Source organism: Spirosoma aureum (assembly GCF_011604685.1).
GTDB lineage: Bacteria > Bacteroidota > Bacteroidia > Cytophagales > Spirosomataceae > Spirosoma > Spirosoma aureum.
Map to the genome: position 1 here is coordinate 5,402,664 of NZ_CP050063.1, position 19,025 is coordinate 5,421,688.

The window sequence follows — 19,025 nt, forward strand, 5'->3', positions numbered from 1 at the left end:
CAAGGTATTCCTTCTAGATAAATTTACCTGGATCAATGTAAGCTGAATCTTCATTGACTTACCAAATTTTCCACTTCATATCTTCTCAGGCAACCCTTTACTTTATTTCGTTAAAGTGTCCGTCACTTGGCGAAATAAAGTGGAAGCAGCAACGAGAAAATTTCATCAATCAATTCACAATCAGCTACTTATTTAGTTGGCATACCGATTGCAGCCTACTTACTATCTTAAATCAAAATTGCATTGAATGTCCTAATTCATAAACAGTTTAGCCCTGGCAGTAATCAAAAGAAAGCAGACAACCCCTCTTTGTTCATGAATTGCCAGAGGACTCAACCTAAAACACGAATCCAATGAACACCTTATTTGATCTCTTTAAAACAATTGTGGCAAACAAAGCCGTTAGCGAGCCCCAAAATGACTCCTCAGCTTTTGAACTACCTAACCACCAGGAAGATGCAAGTCAGGGAGGTGAATTTATAGACGATATAGTCTGGGAGAAGGATGAATTCTCAGATGCAGGAACCCAACCCGATTTTAATCCAAATCTGGATCAATAACGCAGACCCAGGCTAGTATTCGTCTAAATTAAACCGATAAGGCTTTAGAAACCTCACCGGCTGCCCGGCTTATCGGTTTAAACAATATGAAATGAAAAGCACCGGTACAGCCAAAACACGGGTTGACTTCGTCGGAAGTGAGGAAATTTGACTATGATAATCTGATTTTTGAGGCCAGTCCTCCTGACCTTTTGCACCAGACAGTTTATACCATGGGCGTTTTAAAGGGCTTTTAAGTGACCCAGTTATGACTGACATTTATACGCTATCCTTAGTACACAAAAGAAGTAGTGACATTTCGTCGACATAGTTGGTAGCTGGTGAATGCTCCATCTCCACAAGTATTGTGCACCTGATAGTAATGCTTCGTTCAAACACTGACTGATACTAAACCGTCTCCTTTTTGCTGGCCAGATTCCCCGTGTATTCATGGTATGCTTGTAGACGTAAACACTTGAATTCGAGCGTAAATCGAATGCCAATTGACAAAACTCAATTCTTAATTTTTAACTATTGAATATCAATTAATTAGTACTTAAAATGGAAAAACGACTGAATGTTTTCGAGAAGGGTCAAAGTGCCCTAAAATCACTTTTCGGAGCCGGCGGCTACTTAAAAAAGTCGCCGGTTGAAACACAACTTCAAGAGTTGGTAGATGTCCGGGTTTCTCAGATAAACGGGTGTGCTTACTGCCTTGACATGCATTATAAGGAAGCCCGGGCAAAAGGTGAAACCGAGCAACGACTATATGGATTGAATACCTGGCGAGAAACTCCCTATTATTCTGACCGGGAAAGAGCAGCCTTGGAGTGGGCTGAGGCTGTAACAAAATGTGATGTGTCCGATGCTGTTTATAGCCAGGCAAAAGCCCAGTTTTCTGATGAAGAATTGATTGACCTGACGTTGGTGATTACTAATATTAATACGTGGAATCGATTTAATATTGCTTTCCCCAATACACCAGGAACTTATACGGTAGGCCAGTTCGGGTAATCCGATTGTGTACAATCGCTTGTATCAAAATACAGCACGAATAGTAGTCAAACCAGACAGAGAGCATTAATGGCTCCCTGTCTGGTTTGATTTGTTTCAGCACTACAGCAATCGAATTTCTTAATTCAACAGAATGCTACATTAAGATAGTCATTCGGAACCGTCACCCGACGATTCTAAAAAATTGATTTTCAATCCTAAAGTTGACTGTATTTCGTGTCTCTCCAGTTATTTGGCGAAATACAGTGGATAAATTTAGTCCATGCTTAGTCCTATCCATTGATATACAGCCACTTACCTATGTGGCACGTGTATTGTCTACTTATCAGTAAGTCAGCGGTTGTAATCAATTAAAATAAACTCCCTTTTTGACCTCAGATCGAAAATTGAACTGGAGTACTTGAATTGATTTTGGCTGTAGATGGAAAACAATCTAAACAAGCTTCCTAACTGTTTTTAAACAAGTTAAATTATGAAAATCGTAGTCATTGGAGGTAGCGGACTCATTGGATCGAAACTGGTAGACAGGCTTCGCCGACTTGGGCATGAAACAATTGCCGCATCACCTGCATCGGGTGTCAATACCATCACCGGCGAAGGACTGGCTGAAGTGCTAAAAGACACACAGGTCGTTGTTGACGTAGCAAATTCCCCTTCATTCGAAGACAAGGCTGTACTGGAATTCTTTGAGACATCGGGGCGAAATCTGCTTGCCGCCGAAGAAGCTGCCGGTGTTAAACACCATGTAGCACTGTCGGTTGTAGGAACGGATCGCTTGTCAGAAAGTGGTTATTTTCGCGGAAAAATCGCTCAGGAGAAGTTGATAAGGGCGTCCAAAGTTCCTTATACAATTGTCCATTCAACGCAGTTTTTTGAATTCCTGAGTGGCATTGCCCAATCGGGTACGATCGGACAAACGGTCTTCCTTTCGCCTGCTTTTGTGCAGCCGATAGCGGCCGAAGATGTGGCGGCCGCCATGGTCGACTTCACCGTTGGAGACCCACTCAACGCTACCGTTGAAATCGCCGGGCCCGAACGGTTCCGTCTCTCCGATTTGGTACAGCAATACCTAAAGCTTATCAATGATCCGCGAACGGTATCACCCGACGTACATGCCCGTTATTTTGGCGCTGAATTAACGAACCTGATGCTGATACCCGGTGATAATCCGCGGCTTGGTTCGATTGATTTCAAGAAGTGGTTAAGTAAACAAATGCAAAACGTATAGACCTACACGTTCGAAGCAACATATCTATAGTTGGTTTCTGTCCATCGTGACGAAGATGACGGGTGTCAGTTCGTCGAGGCTGCTGTAAGGGGCGTGCACTTTCCACCCGTTCGTGCACGGGACAACCCACGTCGGCGCGGTGTCCCCGCGAAATCCGATCAGCAACACGATGATACAATGGACAGAAACTTTCTTAAAACAGGTAAAACCTGTTTTCGCTAATTGATAACAGCAATTCTCGACACGCTACAGGCAAGCCATAGCTACTAGCGACTACTGCAAATGAACTATGTCGGAACAACTCAACTATGAACGTCGTCGCCTTTTAACGACTGCGGCTATCTCTATTGCCGTCGGACCGTTTATTATGGCTGGATCTGCGAGTGCACACTCCGGCAGGGAAAGTCAGACTACTTCATCCACGTTCAGCCAGGAACCAATCAGTTCATTCGATGTGCTGAAGCAAATTGATGCGGGTGTCCTAACGATTGGCTACGCTGAGTTAGGCCCAAACGACGGTATTCCGGTACTTCTATTGCATGGCTGGCCCTACGGTATTCATAGCTTTGTCGATGTCGCGCCTATGCTGGTGGCCCGTGGCTGCCGTGTCATTGTGCCTTACTTACGCGGTCATGGGACGACCCGCTTCCTGCGTTCAGAAACGCCCCGATCCGGGCAACAGGCCTCCCTCGGCGCTGATATCATTGCCCTGATGGACGCATTGAAGATATCGCGTGCCGTGCTGGCAGGCTATGATTGGGGTGGCCGTGCAGCCTGTGTGGTTGCCGCGCTTTGGCCGGAGCGATGCATGGGATTGGTATCGGTCAACAGCTATCTGATCCAGGATATTGCCAAAGCAACACTGCCGCTCCCTGCACTAATTGAAGCCGGTTTCTGGTACCAGTATTATTTTCTGACGGAGCGTGGCCGAGCCGGATTGACCGCGAACCGGCGTGACATTGCGCGGCTAATGTGGACACGTAACTCGCCAAACTGGCGGTTTACCGACACTGAATTTGATCGCAGTGCAACCGCTTTCGACAACCCGGATTATGTTGAGGTAGTCATCCATTCCTACCGTCATCGCCTGGGTTTTACCGATGGCTACTTAATGTACCAGGATATTGAGAAGCAACTCGCCTTACAACCCGTCATTACTGTTCCGTCGATCACATTAGATGGCGATGCCGATGGTGTTGTTCCGGCAACCGATGGCAAGGCAATGGCCGGAAAGTTTTCGGGCTGGCGTCAGCATCGTGTAATTCCGAATGCAGGTCATAATTTACCTCAGGAAAACCCTGCCGCATTTACAGACGCAGTCTGGGAACTTGCGTCGAAACAACAGTGAGTTGAGTACGCCAGTAAGAGTAAGTTGTTTCAATTTCTTCCAGGCAGCTTTTAAATAAAAAGTTCAGGTAAACTCTAATTGTAAAATTCAACAATATGCACATCGGCAAATCCTATCGATTATCTGAATTCCTGATCTGGACGAGACGAAAAGCGTATATTCTTTTTGTACTTGGGCTTCTGCCAGTTCTTCTCTATGAGGTTTTCGGGCTGAAATGGTTGACCGTTCCCTGGCCCGTTGTGGCTCTACTCGGAACAGCTACAGCTTTCACGGTTGGGTTTAAAAATACCCAGACTTACAATCGGGCTGCGGAAGGCCAGAAAGTCTGGACGGATCTTATGAGCCTGAGCCGGTACTGGGGTATCATCAGTCTTGACTTTTTTAATAACCCAAAAAAAAGCAAAGAATTAATTTACCGCCACATTGCCTGGTTGACCGCCATGCGGTATTATTTGCGGGAAGATCGGGTATGGGAAAGTACCAGCAAAAAGCATAATACTGAATATCAGCAGTTTTATTCAATTCCCGAACGGGAGGTATCGTTGGACGGCGAGTTGGCCAGATACTTACCCGATCATGAATTAGAGCTGATTTTACCAGTCAAAAATAAAGCGACTCAACTACTGACTTTTCAAAGCAGGACTGTTAAAACCTTGTATGAAAATGGGGAAATCGTTGTGCTACAACTGGTGGAAATGGAGCGGGTTATTAAAGACTTTTTTATTCAGCAGGGGAAAAGCGAGCAACTGAAAGACTCGCCTTATCCACGCCAATATGCCATTATCAATACCTTATTCGTATGGCTCTTTTGCTTTCTGCTGCCTTTTGGAATCCTCCGGGACTTTGACCAACTCAATAACATAATCGCTGGTCCGCTAAGGGGGCATATGGTGTGGCTGGTTCTTCCCTTCAGCATGCTTATTTCCTGGATGTATACCTCACTGGAACAGGTAGGAGAAAGTACGGAAAATCCATTTGAAGGCAGCGCCAACGATGTTCCGATTTCGCAAATGGGCCGACTGCTTGAGATTGAGCTTCGGCAGATGCTTGGGGAAGTTGATCTACCCGCCGAGCTACAACCACAACACGACATCATTCTATAAATCGCTTTTTGGTGCCTGTAAGCCAGGTAACCCTCACATCATTAAATGAATAAATCATGGAAGCATTTAATCTGGAAATCCTGAATCCAGGTCCCATTCTGATGGACCTGAGGTCTCAACTGCAAGCCTTTACGGTTTTGCCCAACCTCTACCTGAGCAGTTCTCAACCGAATAACCAGCCAGATCCATCGACAGCCAATCAGGAAGTGAATGCATTGGGTATCCATACGGCTGTTTTGCCCGAGATTCTCCAGTTAATGGGTATCCGCAGTCTGACCTTAAACTCGATGCCAGACCTCGCCCCACTGGTTAGTCTCAGTGGTGACATCCCCAGCGCAGGGAGTGTGCGAGACCAGTGGCGGTTCTTAACGAGTAATGCTGTGACTCAGGTGTTACAGTCCTTTTTCCGAAACTGCCGGACAATTGCGTTTAATGACTGGTCAAGCCTGGCCGGAGCGTCTGATTTGTGGAACAGCCTGCTGACCAATGTGATTAAGCCTATTGGAAAAAGGGATCTGGAGTTTATTTTTTACCTGGGAGATCCGCTCTCGAAGCTTTCCTTTCAGGTCGATGAAGCCCTGGATATCATCAGCGACTTTTCCCTCTATGGCCAGGTTACTTTTGCGCTGGATGAAGGCGAAGCGATTAACCTCTGGCGAGTACTCAACGGCGTTCAGCGGGATACCCCGGTAAGTGTTCAGAACTTTCTCGATCTGAAACGAAAGTATATTTCCATTTTCAGAACCATGAACATCGCCCGGTTGCTGATCTATTCGACCACCGATGCCATTCTGTTTACCAAACAGGAGCAATTTATCCTTGCCCGGAAGAAGGTAGCTCCTTCCATTGAGATAGCCGCCGATGCCCGGCAACATTTCATTGAAGGGTTCAGTCTGGGCTTGTTGCTCCAACTTGACATGGCACACTGCCTGGCGCTTGGGCTTATCGTTTTTGGCAGTCAGGGTGAACTTAGAATCCATCCAGACCAGAACGACCTGATCACCTACATAAACCAATGGTCCGACGAACTTCAAAAACCGGAAACAATGTATCTCTATCAGTAATAAAATCGATCTGGTCAAAGGGCTCTGTAATTGTCTGGCCAATAGCTCGAAAAAGTCTGGACTTTTTATTGATCAGCGACTACATGTAGACAAAATTTATCGGGCCAATGCATAATTGAGTTTACATTTATGGCATGAGGTACTTAACGGACTCTACGGATGAGAATTGCCACCTATAATGTAAATGGAATTAACGCTCGTTTACCCGTTCTGCTGCAATGGTTAGCCGAAACCGCTCCGGATGTTGTCTGTCTACAGGAATTAAAAGCCCCTCAGGATAAATTCCCGGAACAGGCGATTCTTGCAGCTGGATACAGGGCTATCTGGAAGGGGCAGAAAAGCTGGAACGGAGTTGCCATCCTGTCGCGGGGTGATGAGCTACAGGAAAGTAGAAGGGTGCTTCCGGGTGATGATCAGGATGACCAAAGTCGATACATTGAAGCCACGTATAAGGATCTGCTCATTGGCTGCCTGTATCTGCCCAATGGAAATCCGTTCCCCGGCCCAAAATTTGACTATAAGTTGCGCTGGTTTGACCGGTTTATAAACCACGCGACCAATCTTCTGGAAACAAACAAACCCACAATTCTAGCGGGTGATTTTAATGTCATTCCGACCGATCTGGACGCGTATAATCCTGAGCGATGGATCGATGATGCGTTATTTCGTCCCGAAACACGGGCTGCCTATGCCAGGCTTCTGGATATGGGCTGGTTAGATTCGATTCGGAAACTGGCTCCTGCTCAGCGGATTTATACCTATTGGGATTATTTCCGGAATGCGTTCAACCGGGATGCCGGTCTGCGTATCGATCATATATTGTTGAGTCCCCCACTTACCGGGCGGTTGGTTTCGGCTGGAGTTGACCGACAGGTGAGAGGCTGGGAGAAATCCAGTGATCATGCCCCTACCTGGATTGAGTTATCATCGTAGTTTCTAAAACGAAAAAACGTTGTTTCGCTCTCAACAGACCAGAAAATAAGCAGTATATCCTTCCTATGAAAAAGTCAAAAACGCTTGACCCAGTTGATGAAAAGCCATCCCGAACCAGGCCGGGCGATGTTGCGGTAGAAGCATTGCAAAACCAAATCGACCTGCTTGAACGGGATCGGGATATTCTGCTGGATTTAGGAAATGACATCACGAAGGTTCGAGAAAAAAACGACCTGCTAATCCTGTTTTCGTCCAGAATAAAAGGGCTATTTTATTTTACCCATGCCATTGTTACCCTGATCGATTCTCAGCAGGAAAATTATTCAGCCTTTCTCCTTGATCCGGCTTCGTCGCCAATTAAAAACCACAAAGAATATGGTTCGTTAATCAATAAGCATTTTACGCTCCATGAGCCGTTTATTCGGCAAGTGATCAGCTCCGGTGAGCCTTCGTCTTTTTTGCTGGAAGAGCTTATACAGGCTCCTGATAGTCCTTCATTTCTGCGGGCAAATTACGACGTTGGCATCCGGGAAATTCTGATGACACCCCTGAAGAGTAAGATGCAAACCATGGGTTTCTTACATATTTATTCGGATAGGACAGATAGTTTTACTCCTGAATTTAAGCGCATTATAAAGGGGATTGCACCACAGATTTCGAGCGCAGTTTCCAATATTATTAAGTACGAAGAAATCGGGCATAAAGAGTGGACCAATGAAGTTTTACTTTCGTTAAGTAACGATATGGTAATGGTTCGTGATCGGAAGGATTTATTAACTGTCATCAACCATAGCCTCAAGAAGTTAATCAATTTCACGCATAGTGTCATGACGATTTTGGATGAAACGGACCAAACGTACATGGCGTTTCTGACCGATTCCGAATCACGGTATACAGAATATTCAAATTATACGGAAGCGATTAGCACACCGAACCGGGTACAGGATGGAATCTATGATGTAGCCCTGCTTTCCGACAGACCGCTGGTTCTCGATATGAAATCGTTTGACATCAACGCGGCTCCGCTTTGGTTTAAGCTCAATTACACGGCTGGTGCCAGGGAAATGCTGATTAAAGTCCTTCCGGGTGACCACCCGCACAAACACAGCTTAATTCTATTTTCGGATCAGCTCGGCACATTTGATCCGTCTGCCATTCACATTATAGAGCGCATATCCAGCCAGTTGTCAACAGCAGCAAGTAATATTTCAGCCAATGAGGAGCTGCTCAACAAGGAAAGTGAAAAATCGTTCTTGCTCGATTTTAGTCAGGATATAGCGGGTGTCCGAACAAAGGCAGATTTAGAAGTGGCCATTTCCAGCGTCTTACAGCGAGTCCTGAATATAAGGCTGGCCATGATACGAATCCTCGACGATGATGGGATAACGCTGACTCCTTATATGTATGACAAAGCAATGTTTGTCGGTATAGAAGAGAACTTTAATCAACTCGCATCTAAAAATATAACTATTCACGAATACCTTTCTGCCCGGGTGCTTACCAGCAGTGAACCCGTTATTTTTAATATTGAGGCCGAGGAAAAAAAAGGAAATAGTGCTCAATACGTCCAGTTATGGAAAAAAGTAGGCTTTAAGAATGCCTACGGGGCCGCTCTTCGCGTCGGACACGTCGATCAGGGTACGCTTTGGCTATTAACCGACGATATTAATCTGAGCCTTCTGAAAGGAATCTGCGCTCAGATATCAATCGCCATATCGAATATCAGGGCGAATGAAAAAGTGCTGACCTACAAACAATTGCTGGAAGTCGAAAATGATCACCTGAAAGAACAGATAAAAACCCTCTATAATTTTTCGGACATCATCGGTAGCGGTCCCGAAATGCAGAAAGTGTATCATCTGATATCACTGGTGGCTGAATCGTCATCGAGCGTTTTATTGCTGGGCGAAACCGGCACCGGCAAAGAATTGATTGCACGCGCCATCCATAATGCATCGCCCCGGAAAAATAAGCTTATGATTAAGGTTAATTGCGCAGCTTTACCTGCCAATCTAATTGAGAGTGAGCTATTTGGCCATGAGCGGGGAGCCTTTACGGGTGCCCTTGACAAACGGATTGGCAAGTTTGAACTGGCCAATAACAGCACGTTATTTCTGGATGAGATTGGAGAGATGCCTCTGGAGTCTCAAGTTAAATTGTTACGGGTTCTCCAGGAGAAAGAGCTGGAAAGAGTTGGTGGAAAGAGCACGATTAAAGTTGATGTGCGTATTATTGCGGCCACCAACCGGAATCTGGAAGAGGAAGTCAAAGCAGGCAGGTTCCGATCTGATTTATATTACCGACTCAATGTATTTCCTATTCAGCTACCACCCTTACGAAATAGAATCGAGGACATAGCGCCATTGGCCAATTTCTTCATTAATCGGTACAGCAAGAACGCCGGACGAAAAGTAAATGCGATTTCCCCCAAAGTGATCCAGGAACTAAAAGTGTATTCGTGGCCGGGAAATGTCAGAGAACTTGAACACCTGATCGAACGAAGTGTGCTGTTAACGAGTGGAACGGTTCTACAGGAAATTCATTTACCCAAAAATCGAAATGAACGTGAAGAAACGGTCGATTTATCAAATCGAACACTTCATGAAGTTGAACGCTCGTATATCATTGAGGTGCTCAAGCGGTTTAACGGAAAGATTTCAGGCACAGGTGGAGCCGCTGAGTTTTTAGCGATTCCCGCTACGACACTACATTCCAAGATTAAAAAACTGGCTATTGTAAAGTCCGACTATTTCACAAAATAATCGATAAAGTAGGCTTTATAAAACTGGCCCTAGATTCTAACTCTTCATCAATTAACAAAATGGTTGCTATCAGCGAATAGCTTATAAAGGTTAACTGAATTTAGTGAATATGATCGCCGATTCGCTAAATATCGCGTAAAAAAGCACTCACAATAAGCCATAATTCACTATCATTCAATCACTTGACTATGTGGCATGGGTATTGTAAATACATATAAAGTCAGAACTGCCTATTTCTGGTAAAGATCATAAAGATAGAGCTTAGTCAGTAGAGTCTGGCAAGTCCGCAATATGGTCTATTCAGTACAAATGGGTACGGTTTCAAAACTGCAATCAGCCACCTAAAGAAAATGAACGAGTTTGTATTGATATTTCGAAGGGATTATACACTAAAGGAAGTACAACCTACAGGGGAAGCACAGTCAACGCTTCGTAAACACTGGCAGGATTGGTTTCTAAGCCTGGCTGCCCTCAACAAATTGACAAGGCCAGTTCAACGATGGGATATGCAGGGAGTGGTACTAAATCAGGACGAGACAGTGACAGACGGGCCTTATCTGGAAAGCAATAGTTCTGTGATCGGTTTAATTTTTATCAGCGCCCATGATTACCGTGAAGCCGAAGAAATTGCAAAAAATGCACCCATCCTGGAAGTAGACGGAACCGTCGAAATACGTATGTTAACTTGAGCTAGTCAGGCAATTCCGATACCCACTAAATTGAACTAGATGACTGATTTTCTTTTGCTTTTCCGAAGTGATTACAAAACAAAAGACGGACAACCTTCTCCGGAGGTAACGCAAGTTTACATGAATCAATGGCAGGAATGGTTTAATAACCTGGCTGGGCAAGACCTATTGGCCTGGCCAGTCCAATGGCTGGACCCGCAGGGTAAGGTGATCCGGCAGGGGAATGCCGACGTCGATGGCGCGTATGATGAGTTGAACGAATCGATTGTTGGGTTAACCATTATAAAAGCCAGTGATTACGAAGCGGCCATTCATGTGGCAAGAAACTGCCCAATCTTTGACATAGGAGGTACTGTAGAGATCCGCCAGGGAAATTGACTAAATATGGCTACCAGAGGGTGTTTATGTTGCTGGTTTTGGTGTGTAACCAGGCAATCAAATCCCTACTGATTTACTATGATTTCGCATGAACTCAATCTGTCAACCTCACATTGTGAGGTTGACAGATTGAGTTCATGCGATTCGACCCACCTGACCTTGTTAGCAGCCGTCTTAGTTCATCTGGCTCAACATTAACTGGTCAAATTGCTTATCTGAAAGTATCTTTTTTAGAAATAAAACTATTCCGGCCATATAACCCCCATAATATCTTGTTTTGGGGTTTTGAGTGGTTATGGCTTTAAGTATCAACTTAGCAATTACCTCTGGTTCTGCACTTTTAGATTTGACTTTATAGGCGAGGTTACTGATTTTTTCGGCGGTCTGACTGTAAGCTTTTCCGGCTGATACATCGTGTAAATTCTTCATGGCAATATCATTCCATTCAGATTTCACCCCGCCCGGCTCAATAACGATAACATCGATACCAAATGGCTTGACTTCCATTCGCAAACTGTCGCTCAAGGCTTCGACCGCAAATTTACTGGCGTGATACCACCCTCCCAGCGGACTAGCCAGTTTTCCCCCGGTTGAGGTAATATTGACAATTTTACCGGACCCTTGTTTACGCATATACGGCAAAACCAGTTGGATTAAACGAGCCAGACCAAATACATTGACATCCATTTGATATTTAGCCTCGGCCATCGGCACATCTTCCAGTGCACCAAACGAACCAAAACCGGCATTGTTGATCAGAATATCAATGCGACCTTCATTTTTAATAATCTCATCAACACCCTGTTGCATGGAGCGGTCATCAGTAACGTCCATTTGCAAAATTTTCACCCCTAGCTGCTTTAACTCCTTCATCATTTCGATTCTTCTGGCTGCTCCATAAACGATGTAATTGCTTTCAGCCAAAAGCTTAGCGGTTGCGTTTCCCATGCCTGAAGAAGCGCCCGTAATTAATACTACTTTATTGACCATTTGCCTTGTAAATCAAGTTTTAACGATAGGCAAAAATAGAGTAGTACGTTCTACGCTATTGTGTTCAAAGGCTCAACATTTATTTGTTGACCGGCTCAGAAATTGAGGAAGGTGTATAGCCATATAGTTGCCTGAAGGCGTAGGTGAAGTGCGAAAAGTTTTCAAATCCGGCTTCGATGTAGGCCTGCGATGGCTTTTGCTTTTTTTCTGCAATCAGGAAATGGGCGTATTCCAGACGTTTTTCGGTGAGCCATTTTTGGGGTGCAATACCAAATATTTTTTGAAAATCCCGCTTGAACGTAGCCAGACTTCTGCCAGTCAGATAGGCAAATCTTGGTATCGAAATGGTAAACATAAAATTCTTGTTCATAAAATCGGCCAGGTCAATTTTGTGCGGTTCAGAAAAATCGGAAAGCAGATTATTCGCGCGCTGATCAAGCATTCTAAGCAGAGTAATAGCCTCATTTACTTTGAGTAAAGCCAACTCGTCTGGTATAACTTCCTCATTCAGACTTGCATATAGTGCGATAGAGTCGAACAGATTTGCCAGTAGCGGATGTGGCGCAATCTGCACAACCGAAGGATGGCTTGCTGATCGTTTCGGTAGCGGTATGGTTGTGAAAAACTGTTGTAAAAAAGGTTGAGTAAAAAATAAGGTTACGGCCGTGTAGGGGCTATCACCTTCTGGTAATTTCGTGAATTTAACCAACTGATTTCGGGCAAATAAAGCGGTTTGTCCTGCAGAAAGCGAAAACGTCTTATCCGCCGTTGTTACGGAAACTCGCCCTCCATACACATGTGTCAGCATATGTTCGGGTATAAGCTCTTCAAAAACCGCTTCGTTCGTTCCATTACAGGCAAAAAACAGGCCGGTTTGTGTTATCTGCATGTCTTTATTCATTCTCATAAAGTGTAATTTCTCTACAGGTAGTTTATAATGACATGCCAAGGCAGTTTCTGTTAAGTGATGTATCATGAACAAAGGGAAGATTGCATGGCTGAAACAGTTAGTATTTCTATCCAGCAATGAAATTGACTATTTGCGTGCCACTAAACAATCCAGTTGCTAAAACATGGTACTAGACGTTGAAAAGAGCGATTCTGAAGCTTTCGGATCAGTGTCGAAACAAACAGGATACCGTTAATAGTTTGGAGTTATTCAAAATGACAACACTTATCCAATTACAGGAAGTCAATTTCTACGGATCATTTTAAAGTAAAGTTCGTTTTTACGCGCTTGAAAGCCATTTCCCATCCTGGCATGTGCTTTGTCAGGAGCGTTAATGCCACTGGGCGTTCTACTTTATTTCGTAAAAGGGCCAGTTAATTGGCGAAATAAAGTGTAATTAGAAGAAAAAGAAACCAAGATAACTCTCTAATTGTCTGACTATTACCCAATCGGCACAGCAATTGTACGTATAGATAACCTGATAAAAATTCGAGCTGGCAGCAATCAGCAAAAAACCATATCTCCCAAAAATACGATGAGCTGGGTCAACGAATTAGTAACAAGTTCCATTGGTAAGAAAATGGTAATGGCACTGACTGGATTATTTCTTATAAGTTTCCTGGTCGTTCACTGCGCTATTAATGCGATGATCTTTTATAATGATGGCGGCAAAACATTCACTCACTGGGCCCATTTTATGGCCACGAATCCGATCATTCGTACGATTGAGATAGTCCTGGTAATTGGCTTTTTAGTGCACATCATTCAGGGTTTATTACTTTGGAAACAAAATCGGAATGCACGTCCTGTTCGCTATTTTTCGAGGCAAGACTCGGCTAGTAGCACCTGGTATAGCCGGAGTATGGCCTTGTTAGGAACACTCATTTTGCTGTTTCTTGTGATTCATACCTCTAATTTCTGGATTCCTAACCGCACGAACCAATTTATACATGGGGAGGAGTTACCCCTTTATGAAATGATGCTTGAAAAATTTCAAAATCCGTTCGAAGTCCTTATCTACGTAGCGGGTTGTTTTTCTCTTTTCTGGCATTTGCTGCACGGATTTAGAAGTTCTTTTCAGTCCCTGGGTTTTAATCACCTGAAATACAATTCCTGGATAGCCTTCTCAGGAACCGCCTTCTCAATAATTGTATCGTTTGTGCTCGCCTTGATGCCGGTATCTATTTACTTTCACTGGATACGATAGGTTATATGGTCAGGTGCGACGCATTATATAAACCTGTGAGTAAAGGTAGCCGCTCCCAATCTGAGCAAAAAAGGAGGCTGGGACAGGCAGCGATTATGGATCGGTTGTAACCAGATAGTGAAGCAAATCTGTCCAAAAGCAAAACCGGAGCGAATTCTTGAATCTGCTCCGGTTTGTTTTAACCCACTGAGTCAACTTATTACGTTAAGCTCATGCCGCCATCCATAATAAGTTCAGCACCCGTAATGAAGCTGGCAGCGTCACTAGTGAAATAAGCAACCAGTTTCCCGACATCTTCGGCTTTACCAATTTTCTTAAGTGGTATGCTATCAATCATCCACTCATTCAACTGCAGTAACTGCTCATCACTATAGCCCTGTTTGCTCAGAATCTCAGTCTGGATCGGGCCCGGACTTACACTGTTAACTCGAATCTTGCGAGGGGCCAATTCGACCGCAGCTATCCGCATAACGGCATTCAGAGCAGCCTTGCTGGAGGAATAAATAGACGAGTTTGCCCTATTCATGCTGGCTGTATTTGACGAAAGAAATACGACAGACCCACCGTCATTTAACAACGGTATAAATTTACTTAGTGTAAAATAAGCCCCTTTGAAATTGACCCCGATCACGTTATCAAATGCTTTTTCGGTTGCCTGTTCAATACTGTCACCCCCCAGTACGCCTGCATTGATAAATAGTATATCAATTTTATGATAGCTGTCCTTCACAAAAGCCGCCAGTTCTTCGATGGCGGTAACCTGCCCCTGATCGGCCACAAGGCCCACAACGCCCAACTCGTCAGCAGCCTTGTCTACCGCTTCTTTTCGTCGGCCTGTAATGATTACCTGCGCACCCTGCTGTTTTAATTCACTGGCCGCAGCATAACCAATTCCGCTATTCCCGCCGGTTACCAGCGCTATTTTTCCTGTTAGATGGTCCATAAACATAAAAATGGTTTAATGACTGCAAAACTATGCACCAATTGGTATAACTTTGTTACCAGTATAATCAAGTATACCAGCTATGCAGGAAGAAAAGCGACTTGAACTGGTCAACGAAGTTTTGTCCAATCCGCGTAATCAGCGCCAGGAAGTCCAGGCCTTACAGGATACGATTTATGTGATCGGTGGCAAATGGAAATTGCCGATCATCAATTCGATTTGTAACGGGAATAAACGGTTCCGGGATATAGAACGAAGTATTCCAGGAATCACGACCCGAATGCTGTCCCGTGAACTAAAGGAGATGGAAACCAATCAGTTGATTCGCCGAACGGTAACGCCAACAACGCCAGTACTGGTCGAGTATACGGCAACTGATTATTGCTGGTCATTCGGCGACATTATTCTGGAGATGATCAAATGGGGTAAACAGCATAGGGAACGACTGAAAATGTAGGGAGTAGTTAAGCTTTACTCACCGATACCCGGTAGCATCTGCTGGCAGACCGGCATCCTGTACTTCAACCACATAACGCCAGGCATCGGGCTGGGAACCATCGACATCCGTAAAATCATACTCCTTAGCCAGTTGCCCGCTGGACGTAGATAAACCATTCCAACGATTTCGGTCTGGATCTGTGGCTAAGGCTACTACAGCCCGGCCAACAAAATACGGCGTCTCTGAAATCACAAAGTGCGGTTCTTTATGTAAGGCGTCCTGCCAATTCGCTTCGCTTACCCCGAAAATATCGAGCATAATCTCGGAACGTAACCAGCCCGGTGTCAGGGCAATTGCTGTACAGCCAAAAGACTCCAGTTCTTTGGCCTGAGCCCAGGCTAAGCGAATCACCGACGATTTCGCTAAATCATAAAATAGGGATATGCGATAGTTAGACCGGTTATAATCGGCAGTTCCGTCCGTTAGTTCGAGGACCAAACCACCTGGTTTACGAATCAGCAATGGTAAGGCAAAGTGGCTGGTGATGATATGGGTATCGATCGCTAAACGAAGTAGCCGTAACCCTTTTTCGAGCGAATGCTCCCAAACCGGCTTATGCCACTCGGCCAGAAATTCTCCTCCCCAAATGTCATTGACCAAAATATCGAGTTGGCCGCTTTCCCGATCAATCTGTTCAATCAACCGTTTGACCTCTTCGTGTACTAAATGATCGACCTGAACCGCAATGCCTTTACCCCCGGCCTGGGTGACCATTTCAGCCGTTTCTTCGATCGTTTGAGGTAAGCCGTATTCTGATTGTTGCGATCGGGTCGTACGGCCTGTCACGTAAACGGTAGCCCCTGCTCTACCTAATTCCACAGCAATGCCACGCCCGGCTCCTCGCGTAGCTCCCGCGACTAAAGCTACGTTTCCCTCTAGTGTTTTTTCCATCGGTCTATCTATCAAAAAATAGTCGTTTGAACAAGTAAAAGCCGTTTTTTAGCCGACTTTTGGGCAAATATAAAAGCCTCGTAAACGGTATTCTTTGTACAAAAACGACAAAAACAGGTCAGCCGTTAACCAATTTGAGAGGGTGGATAACCAGCGTAGCGCTTAAAGTGCCTGGTCAGATGGGCATGATCGTAATAGCCTGCCTCAAACGCAATATCAAGCAGACTCTGCTCCTTCCTATGGCTGACTAGCTGGTATGCATGTTGAAACCGGATCAAATTACAGATCTCTTTCAGCGAAACGCCTAAGCTTTCTCCAAATTTCCGCTCCAGTTGCCTTTCCGAAGTTGCATATTGATCGGCTAGTTCCCTTACAGCAATTCGCCCCTGTGCCTTGAGCAAAGTACCAATCAGCCTGTTTATCAAAGCGTTATCCTCGCCATTGATTTGGCGTCGTAACCAGCTATTTAGTTTCGCGAAACCGTCGTGACGTTCCTGACCAGCGCCAATCGGCTGAAAATGTCCGCAATCCAGTGGGAATTCATTTCGGTCAAATTCTTCGATCTTGTTTGCCATTCCCTGCTGCCGGATACCCAGGAGGGTACTTAGTCCAAAGGGTTTAAACCGAATGCCTGCCAGGTTTGTGCCAGGTTGCAGCAACATGTGCTGAAACGTAGTCATGGTACCAATCAGGTAAGGTTTTTCAGACTTCAACCGGTGCGTTTCCCCGTTCCAGATCTGTATTTCTTCCCCTAAATTAACAATAACATCAGTGCATATATCAGGGATCACCCGTCTGCTGGAAGCTACTGGCAGGTTTTCTGTCCGGAGGGTCCAGTAACAGTCAACAAAAGGGAGAAGATCTGATGCCGGACAATACTCCTGGTATTTCATTCGATATTGTCAGTTAGTACGGTCAGTTGCTTTGAAGGTCGCTCACTGATAGCGTTTGACGATCAATCCGGCCATGCACTCATTCGTGAAATTTCGGTCCAAACAAGTGCACTCCTACTTTCGGCAATTTAGCGAAAACGAACTTTTTTAGCGCATAAGTAGTCATCTTTACATCGTTTACTTTACCTGCTACACCTTGAATCTTCAGCCACTGATCGACCACTTTGAGGGTTTTATTCCTTTCAAGGAGACTGAAAAACATGTTCTAGAAGAACGAGTTACCCAGCGTTCGATTCGACGCCGGCAAACACTATTACAGGAGGGTTTTCCCTGCAAACACTATTCGTTCGTGGTTGAGGGCTGCTTTCGGCTATTTGCCGTTGACCAGAAAGGAACCGAACATAACCTGCAATTTGCGGCCGAAAATGACCGCCCGGCGGACCGGTGGATCGCCGATATCGGCAGCTTTCATTCCGGCCAGCCCAGCGGGTTATTTATTGAAGCCATTGAGCCTTCCGTGGTGCTGCAAATCGAAAAGCAGGACCTTTATTTTCTCTACACGAACATCCCCAAGCTTGACCGAATCTTCAAAGTCATTATTGAGAACAAATATGTAGAACTCCAGAACCGTGTCTTGCAATCGATCAGTTCAACGGCTCAGGAACGCTATCTAACTTTTCTGGAACAATACCCAACATTAGCCCTACGACTGCCCAATACCCAAATCGCTTCTTATCTGGGCATTACCCCTGAATTTCTGAGCAAAATCAGGAAAGACCTGGCTTCCACCCAGCCTCACCCTTAAACTAGTTTAAGCCTATTTCTTAAGATACCTTATTGGTCGAACCTGGTAATCTGCCGGACCTTTGCCTGGTCATTAAATCAACGTAATACCATGGCAATCAGCGCAGAATCGAAAGTCGCTATCATTGGACTGGGCACTATTGGCCGTGTACTGGCCACCATTTTTCCCAAAGGAAATCGGTCGGTAATTCTGTCAGCACGTGCGTTATCAACGGCACAAACCCTTGCCAATGAGCAAGGCAATCTTGCTCGTCCCTTAGCGATCACGGCCGCAATCGGGGAAGCCGATGTGATTATCCTGACCATTTGGGTTCCCCCCATTCAGGCGTTTTTCCAACAATATACTTCCCAACTAAAAGGAAAAATCATCGTTGATCCTTCCAACCCAATTGCTCGCGATGGAAAGGGCGGTTTCGTCAAAACGATCGGTGAAGCCCAGTCAGCAGGACAAATTCTTTCAGGGCTCTTACCCAAAGAAGCTAAGCTAGCGAAAGCCTTGGGCACATTAGGAGCGGCTTCACTGGCTCAGGCTTCTGGCCAGAAGCCCGAACTGGCCGTTTAATTCTATGCTACCGACGATCGGAGCATCAATGCTACCATCGACGAACTCATTGTCGATTCGGGTTTTGAGCCCCTTCGCGTAGGTGGTATTGATCAGTCCATCCGCCTGGAAGTATTCGGTGATCTGCACGAATTTGGTGCCTTGGGCAAAACAGTTACGTTAGCTGAAGCAAAAGAAAAGCTTTAATCCAGCAACTATTGCTCACGAGCACCCCATCCAGTATTTCTTG

The 19,025-nt window shown here is 45.1% G+C and carries 20 protein-coding genes; 14 read left to right on the forward strand and 6 right to left on the reverse strand.

Going from position 1 to position 19,025, the window contains the following annotated elements:
* The first annotated feature begins 353 nt into the window (after window positions 1–353).
* From G8759_RS21535 to G8759_RS21580, 10 genes are all read left to right on the forward strand, one after another.
* Window positions 354–560 carry a hypothetical protein gene (locus G8759_RS21535; RefSeq protein ID WP_167212234.1) on the forward strand — a complete coding sequence of 69 codons (207 nt, stop codon included), beginning with the start codon at window positions 354–356 and terminating at the stop codon, window positions 558–560.
* Window positions 561–1,100: 540 nt separating this feature from the next.
* Complete coding sequence (locus G8759_RS21540; RefSeq protein WP_167212237.1) at window positions 1,101–1,553, forward strand: carboxymuconolactone decarboxylase family protein; 453 nt, start codon at window positions 1,101–1,103, stop codon at window positions 1,551–1,553.
* A 472-nt stretch (window positions 1,554–2,025) separates the two neighbouring features.
* Window positions 2,026–2,781 carry an SDR family oxidoreductase gene (locus G8759_RS21545; protein WP_167212240.1) on the forward strand — a complete coding sequence of 252 codons (756 nt, stop codon included), beginning with the start codon at window positions 2,026–2,028 and terminating at the stop codon, window positions 2,779–2,781.
* Window positions 2,782–3,070: 289 nt separating this feature from the next.
* Window positions 3,071–4,129 (forward strand): alpha/beta fold hydrolase, encoded by a 1,059-nt coding sequence (locus tag G8759_RS21550; RefSeq protein WP_167212243.1) that lies wholly within the window; start codon window positions 3,071–3,073, stop codon window positions 4,127–4,129.
* 95 nt (window positions 4,130–4,224) lie between these two features.
* Window positions 4,225–5,232, forward strand: coding sequence for a bestrophin family protein (locus G8759_RS21555; RefSeq protein WP_167212246.1), 1,008 nt, complete (start codon window positions 4,225–4,227; stop codon window positions 5,230–5,232).
* Window positions 5,233–5,288: 56 nt separating this feature from the next.
* Window positions 5,289–6,296: a hypothetical protein gene (locus G8759_RS21560; RefSeq protein ID WP_167212249.1), complete on the forward strand. Its 1,008-nt coding sequence runs from the start codon at window positions 5,289–5,291 to the stop codon at window positions 6,294–6,296.
* 159 nt (window positions 6,297–6,455) lie between these two features.
* The gene (gene xth / locus G8759_RS21565; RefSeq protein ID WP_167212252.1) at window positions 6,456–7,229 is read left to right on the forward strand and encodes an exodeoxyribonuclease III; all 774 of its coding nucleotides are present in this window, start codon (window positions 6,456–6,458) and stop codon (window positions 7,227–7,229) included.
* Between the two features lie 65 nt (window positions 7,230–7,294).
* Window positions 7,295–9,991 (forward strand): sigma 54-interacting transcriptional regulator, encoded by a 2,697-nt coding sequence (locus tag G8759_RS21570; protein ID WP_167212255.1) that lies wholly within the window; start codon window positions 7,295–7,297, stop codon window positions 9,989–9,991.
* 350 nt (window positions 9,992–10,341) lie between these two features.
* Window positions 10,342–10,680, forward strand: coding sequence for a YciI family protein (locus tag G8759_RS21575; RefSeq protein WP_167212258.1), 339 nt, complete (start codon window positions 10,342–10,344; stop codon window positions 10,678–10,680).
* A gap of 39 nt (window positions 10,681–10,719) precedes the next feature.
* A complete protein-coding gene (locus G8759_RS21580; RefSeq protein WP_167212261.1) occupies window positions 10,720–11,058 on the forward strand; it encodes a YciI family protein in 339 nt (112 codons plus the stop codon).
* Window positions 11,059–11,232: 174 nt separating this feature from the next.
* Here G8759_RS21580 and G8759_RS21585 read toward each other — a convergent pair whose 3' ends face one another.
* On the reverse strand, window positions 11,233–12,048 hold the full coding sequence (locus G8759_RS21585; protein ID WP_167212264.1) for an oxidoreductase: 816 nt from the start codon (window positions 12,046–12,048) through the stop codon (window positions 11,233–11,235).
* Window positions 12,049–12,127: 79 nt separating this feature from the next.
* On the reverse strand, window positions 12,128–12,955 hold the full coding sequence (locus tag G8759_RS21590) for a helix-turn-helix domain-containing protein (protein WP_167212267.1): 828 nt from the start codon (window positions 12,953–12,955) through the stop codon (window positions 12,128–12,130).
* A gap of 577 nt (window positions 12,956–13,532) precedes the next feature.
* Between G8759_RS21590 and G8759_RS21595 the strand changes: the two genes are divergently transcribed.
* Window positions 13,533–14,204, forward strand: coding sequence for a succinate dehydrogenase cytochrome b subunit (locus tag G8759_RS21595; protein WP_167212271.1), 672 nt, complete (start codon window positions 13,533–13,535; stop codon window positions 14,202–14,204).
* A gap of 199 nt (window positions 14,205–14,403) precedes the next feature.
* Here the strand turns inward: G8759_RS21595 and G8759_RS21600 are convergent, their stop codons facing one another.
* A complete protein-coding gene (locus tag G8759_RS21600; RefSeq protein ID WP_167212275.1) occupies window positions 14,404–15,147 on the reverse strand; it encodes an SDR family NAD(P)-dependent oxidoreductase in 744 nt (247 codons plus the stop codon).
* 82 nt (window positions 15,148–15,229) lie between these two features.
* Between G8759_RS21600 and G8759_RS21605 the strand changes: the two genes are divergently transcribed.
* Window positions 15,230–15,604, forward strand: coding sequence for a winged helix-turn-helix transcriptional regulator (locus G8759_RS21605; RefSeq protein WP_167212278.1), 375 nt, complete (start codon window positions 15,230–15,232; stop codon window positions 15,602–15,604).
* Window positions 15,605–15,622: 18 nt separating this feature from the next.
* Here the strand turns inward: G8759_RS21605 and G8759_RS21610 are convergent, their stop codons facing one another.
* Both G8759_RS21610 and G8759_RS21615 read right to left on the reverse strand, forming a co-directional pair.
* Window positions 15,623–16,537 (reverse strand): SDR family oxidoreductase, encoded by a 915-nt coding sequence (locus G8759_RS21610; RefSeq protein ID WP_167212281.1) that lies wholly within the window; start codon window positions 16,535–16,537, stop codon window positions 15,623–15,625.
* 125 nt (window positions 16,538–16,662) lie between these two features.
* A complete protein-coding gene (locus G8759_RS21615; RefSeq protein ID WP_167212283.1) occupies window positions 16,663–17,430 on the reverse strand; it encodes an AraC family transcriptional regulator in 768 nt (255 codons plus the stop codon).
* 196 nt (window positions 17,431–17,626) lie between these two features.
* Here G8759_RS21615 and G8759_RS21620 point away from each other — a divergent pair, with 196 nt between their 5' ends.
* Together G8759_RS21620 and G8759_RS21625 are read left to right on the forward strand one after the other, a co-directional pair.
* Window positions 17,627–18,235: a Crp/Fnr family transcriptional regulator gene (locus G8759_RS21620; protein ID WP_167212286.1), complete on the forward strand. Its 609-nt coding sequence runs from the start codon at window positions 17,627–17,629 to the stop codon at window positions 18,233–18,235.
* A 90-nt stretch (window positions 18,236–18,325) separates the two neighbouring features.
* Entirely contained in the window at window positions 18,326–18,796 is a 471-nt protein-coding gene (locus G8759_RS21625; protein WP_197933040.1) for an NADPH-dependent F420 reductase, read from the forward strand.
* Here G8759_RS21625 and G8759_RS35710 read toward each other — a convergent pair.
* A complete protein-coding gene (locus tag G8759_RS35710) occupies window positions 18,752–18,925 on the reverse strand; it encodes a hypothetical protein (protein WP_197933041.1) in 174 nt (57 codons plus the stop codon). The two genes, G8759_RS21625 and G8759_RS35710, sit on opposite strands and share 45 nt — an antisense overlap.
* Window positions 18,926–19,025 lie beyond the last annotated feature (100 nt).

Bases quoted from the DNA above. Each gene is read 5' to 3' on its own strand.
- G8759_RS21535 (WP_167212234.1), top strand. From the start codon at position 354: ATGAACACCTTATTTGATCTCTTTAAAACAATTGTGGCAAACAAAGCC.
- G8759_RS21540 (WP_167212237.1), top strand. From the start codon at position 1,101: ATGGAAAAACGACTGAATGTTTTCGAGAAGGGTCAAAGTGCCCTAAAA.
- G8759_RS21545 (WP_167212240.1), top strand. From the start codon at position 2,026: ATGAAAATCGTAGTCATTGGAGGTAGCGGACTCATTGGATCGAAACTG.
- G8759_RS21550 (WP_167212243.1), top strand. From the start codon at position 3,071: ATGTCGGAACAACTCAACTATGAACGTCGTCGCCTTTTAACGACTGCG.
- G8759_RS21555 (WP_167212246.1), top strand. From the start codon at position 4,225: ATGCACATCGGCAAATCCTATCGATTATCTGAATTCCTGATCTGGACG.
- G8759_RS21560 (WP_167212249.1), top strand. From the start codon at position 5,289: ATGGAAGCATTTAATCTGGAAATCCTGAATCCAGGTCCCATTCTGATG.
- xth (WP_167212252.1), top strand. From the start codon at position 6,456: ATGAGAATTGCCACCTATAATGTAAATGGAATTAACGCTCGTTTACCC.
- G8759_RS21570 (WP_167212255.1), top strand. From the start codon at position 7,295: ATGAAAAAGTCAAAAACGCTTGACCCAGTTGATGAAAAGCCATCCCGA.
- G8759_RS21575 (WP_167212258.1), top strand. From the start codon at position 10,342: ATGAACGAGTTTGTATTGATATTTCGAAGGGATTATACACTAAAGGAA.
- G8759_RS21580 (WP_167212261.1), top strand. From the start codon at position 10,720: ATGACTGATTTTCTTTTGCTTTTCCGAAGTGATTACAAAACAAAAGAC.
- G8759_RS21585 (WP_167212264.1), bottom strand. From the start codon at position 12,048: ATGGTCAATAAAGTAGTATTAATTACGGGCGCTTCTTCAGGCATGGGA.
- G8759_RS21590 (WP_167212267.1), bottom strand. From the start codon at position 12,955: ATGAGAATGAATAAAGACATGCAGATAACACAAACCGGCCTGTTTTTT.
- G8759_RS21595 (WP_167212271.1), top strand. From the start codon at position 13,533: ATGAGCTGGGTCAACGAATTAGTAACAAGTTCCATTGGTAAGAAAATG.
- G8759_RS21600 (WP_167212275.1), bottom strand. From the start codon at position 15,147: ATGGACCATCTAACAGGAAAAATAGCGCTGGTAACCGGCGGGAATAGC.
- G8759_RS21605 (WP_167212278.1), top strand. From the start codon at position 15,230: ATGCAGGAAGAAAAGCGACTTGAACTGGTCAACGAAGTTTTGTCCAAT.
- G8759_RS21610 (WP_167212281.1), bottom strand. From the start codon at position 16,537: ATGGAAAAAACACTAGAGGGAAACGTAGCTTTAGTCGCGGGAGCTACG.
- G8759_RS21615 (WP_167212283.1), bottom strand. From the start codon at position 17,430: ATGAAATACCAGGAGTATTGTCCGGCATCAGATCTTCTCCCTTTTGTT.
- G8759_RS21625 (WP_197933040.1), top strand. From the start codon at position 18,326: ATGGCAATCAGCGCAGAATCGAAAGTCGCTATCATTGGACTGGGCACT.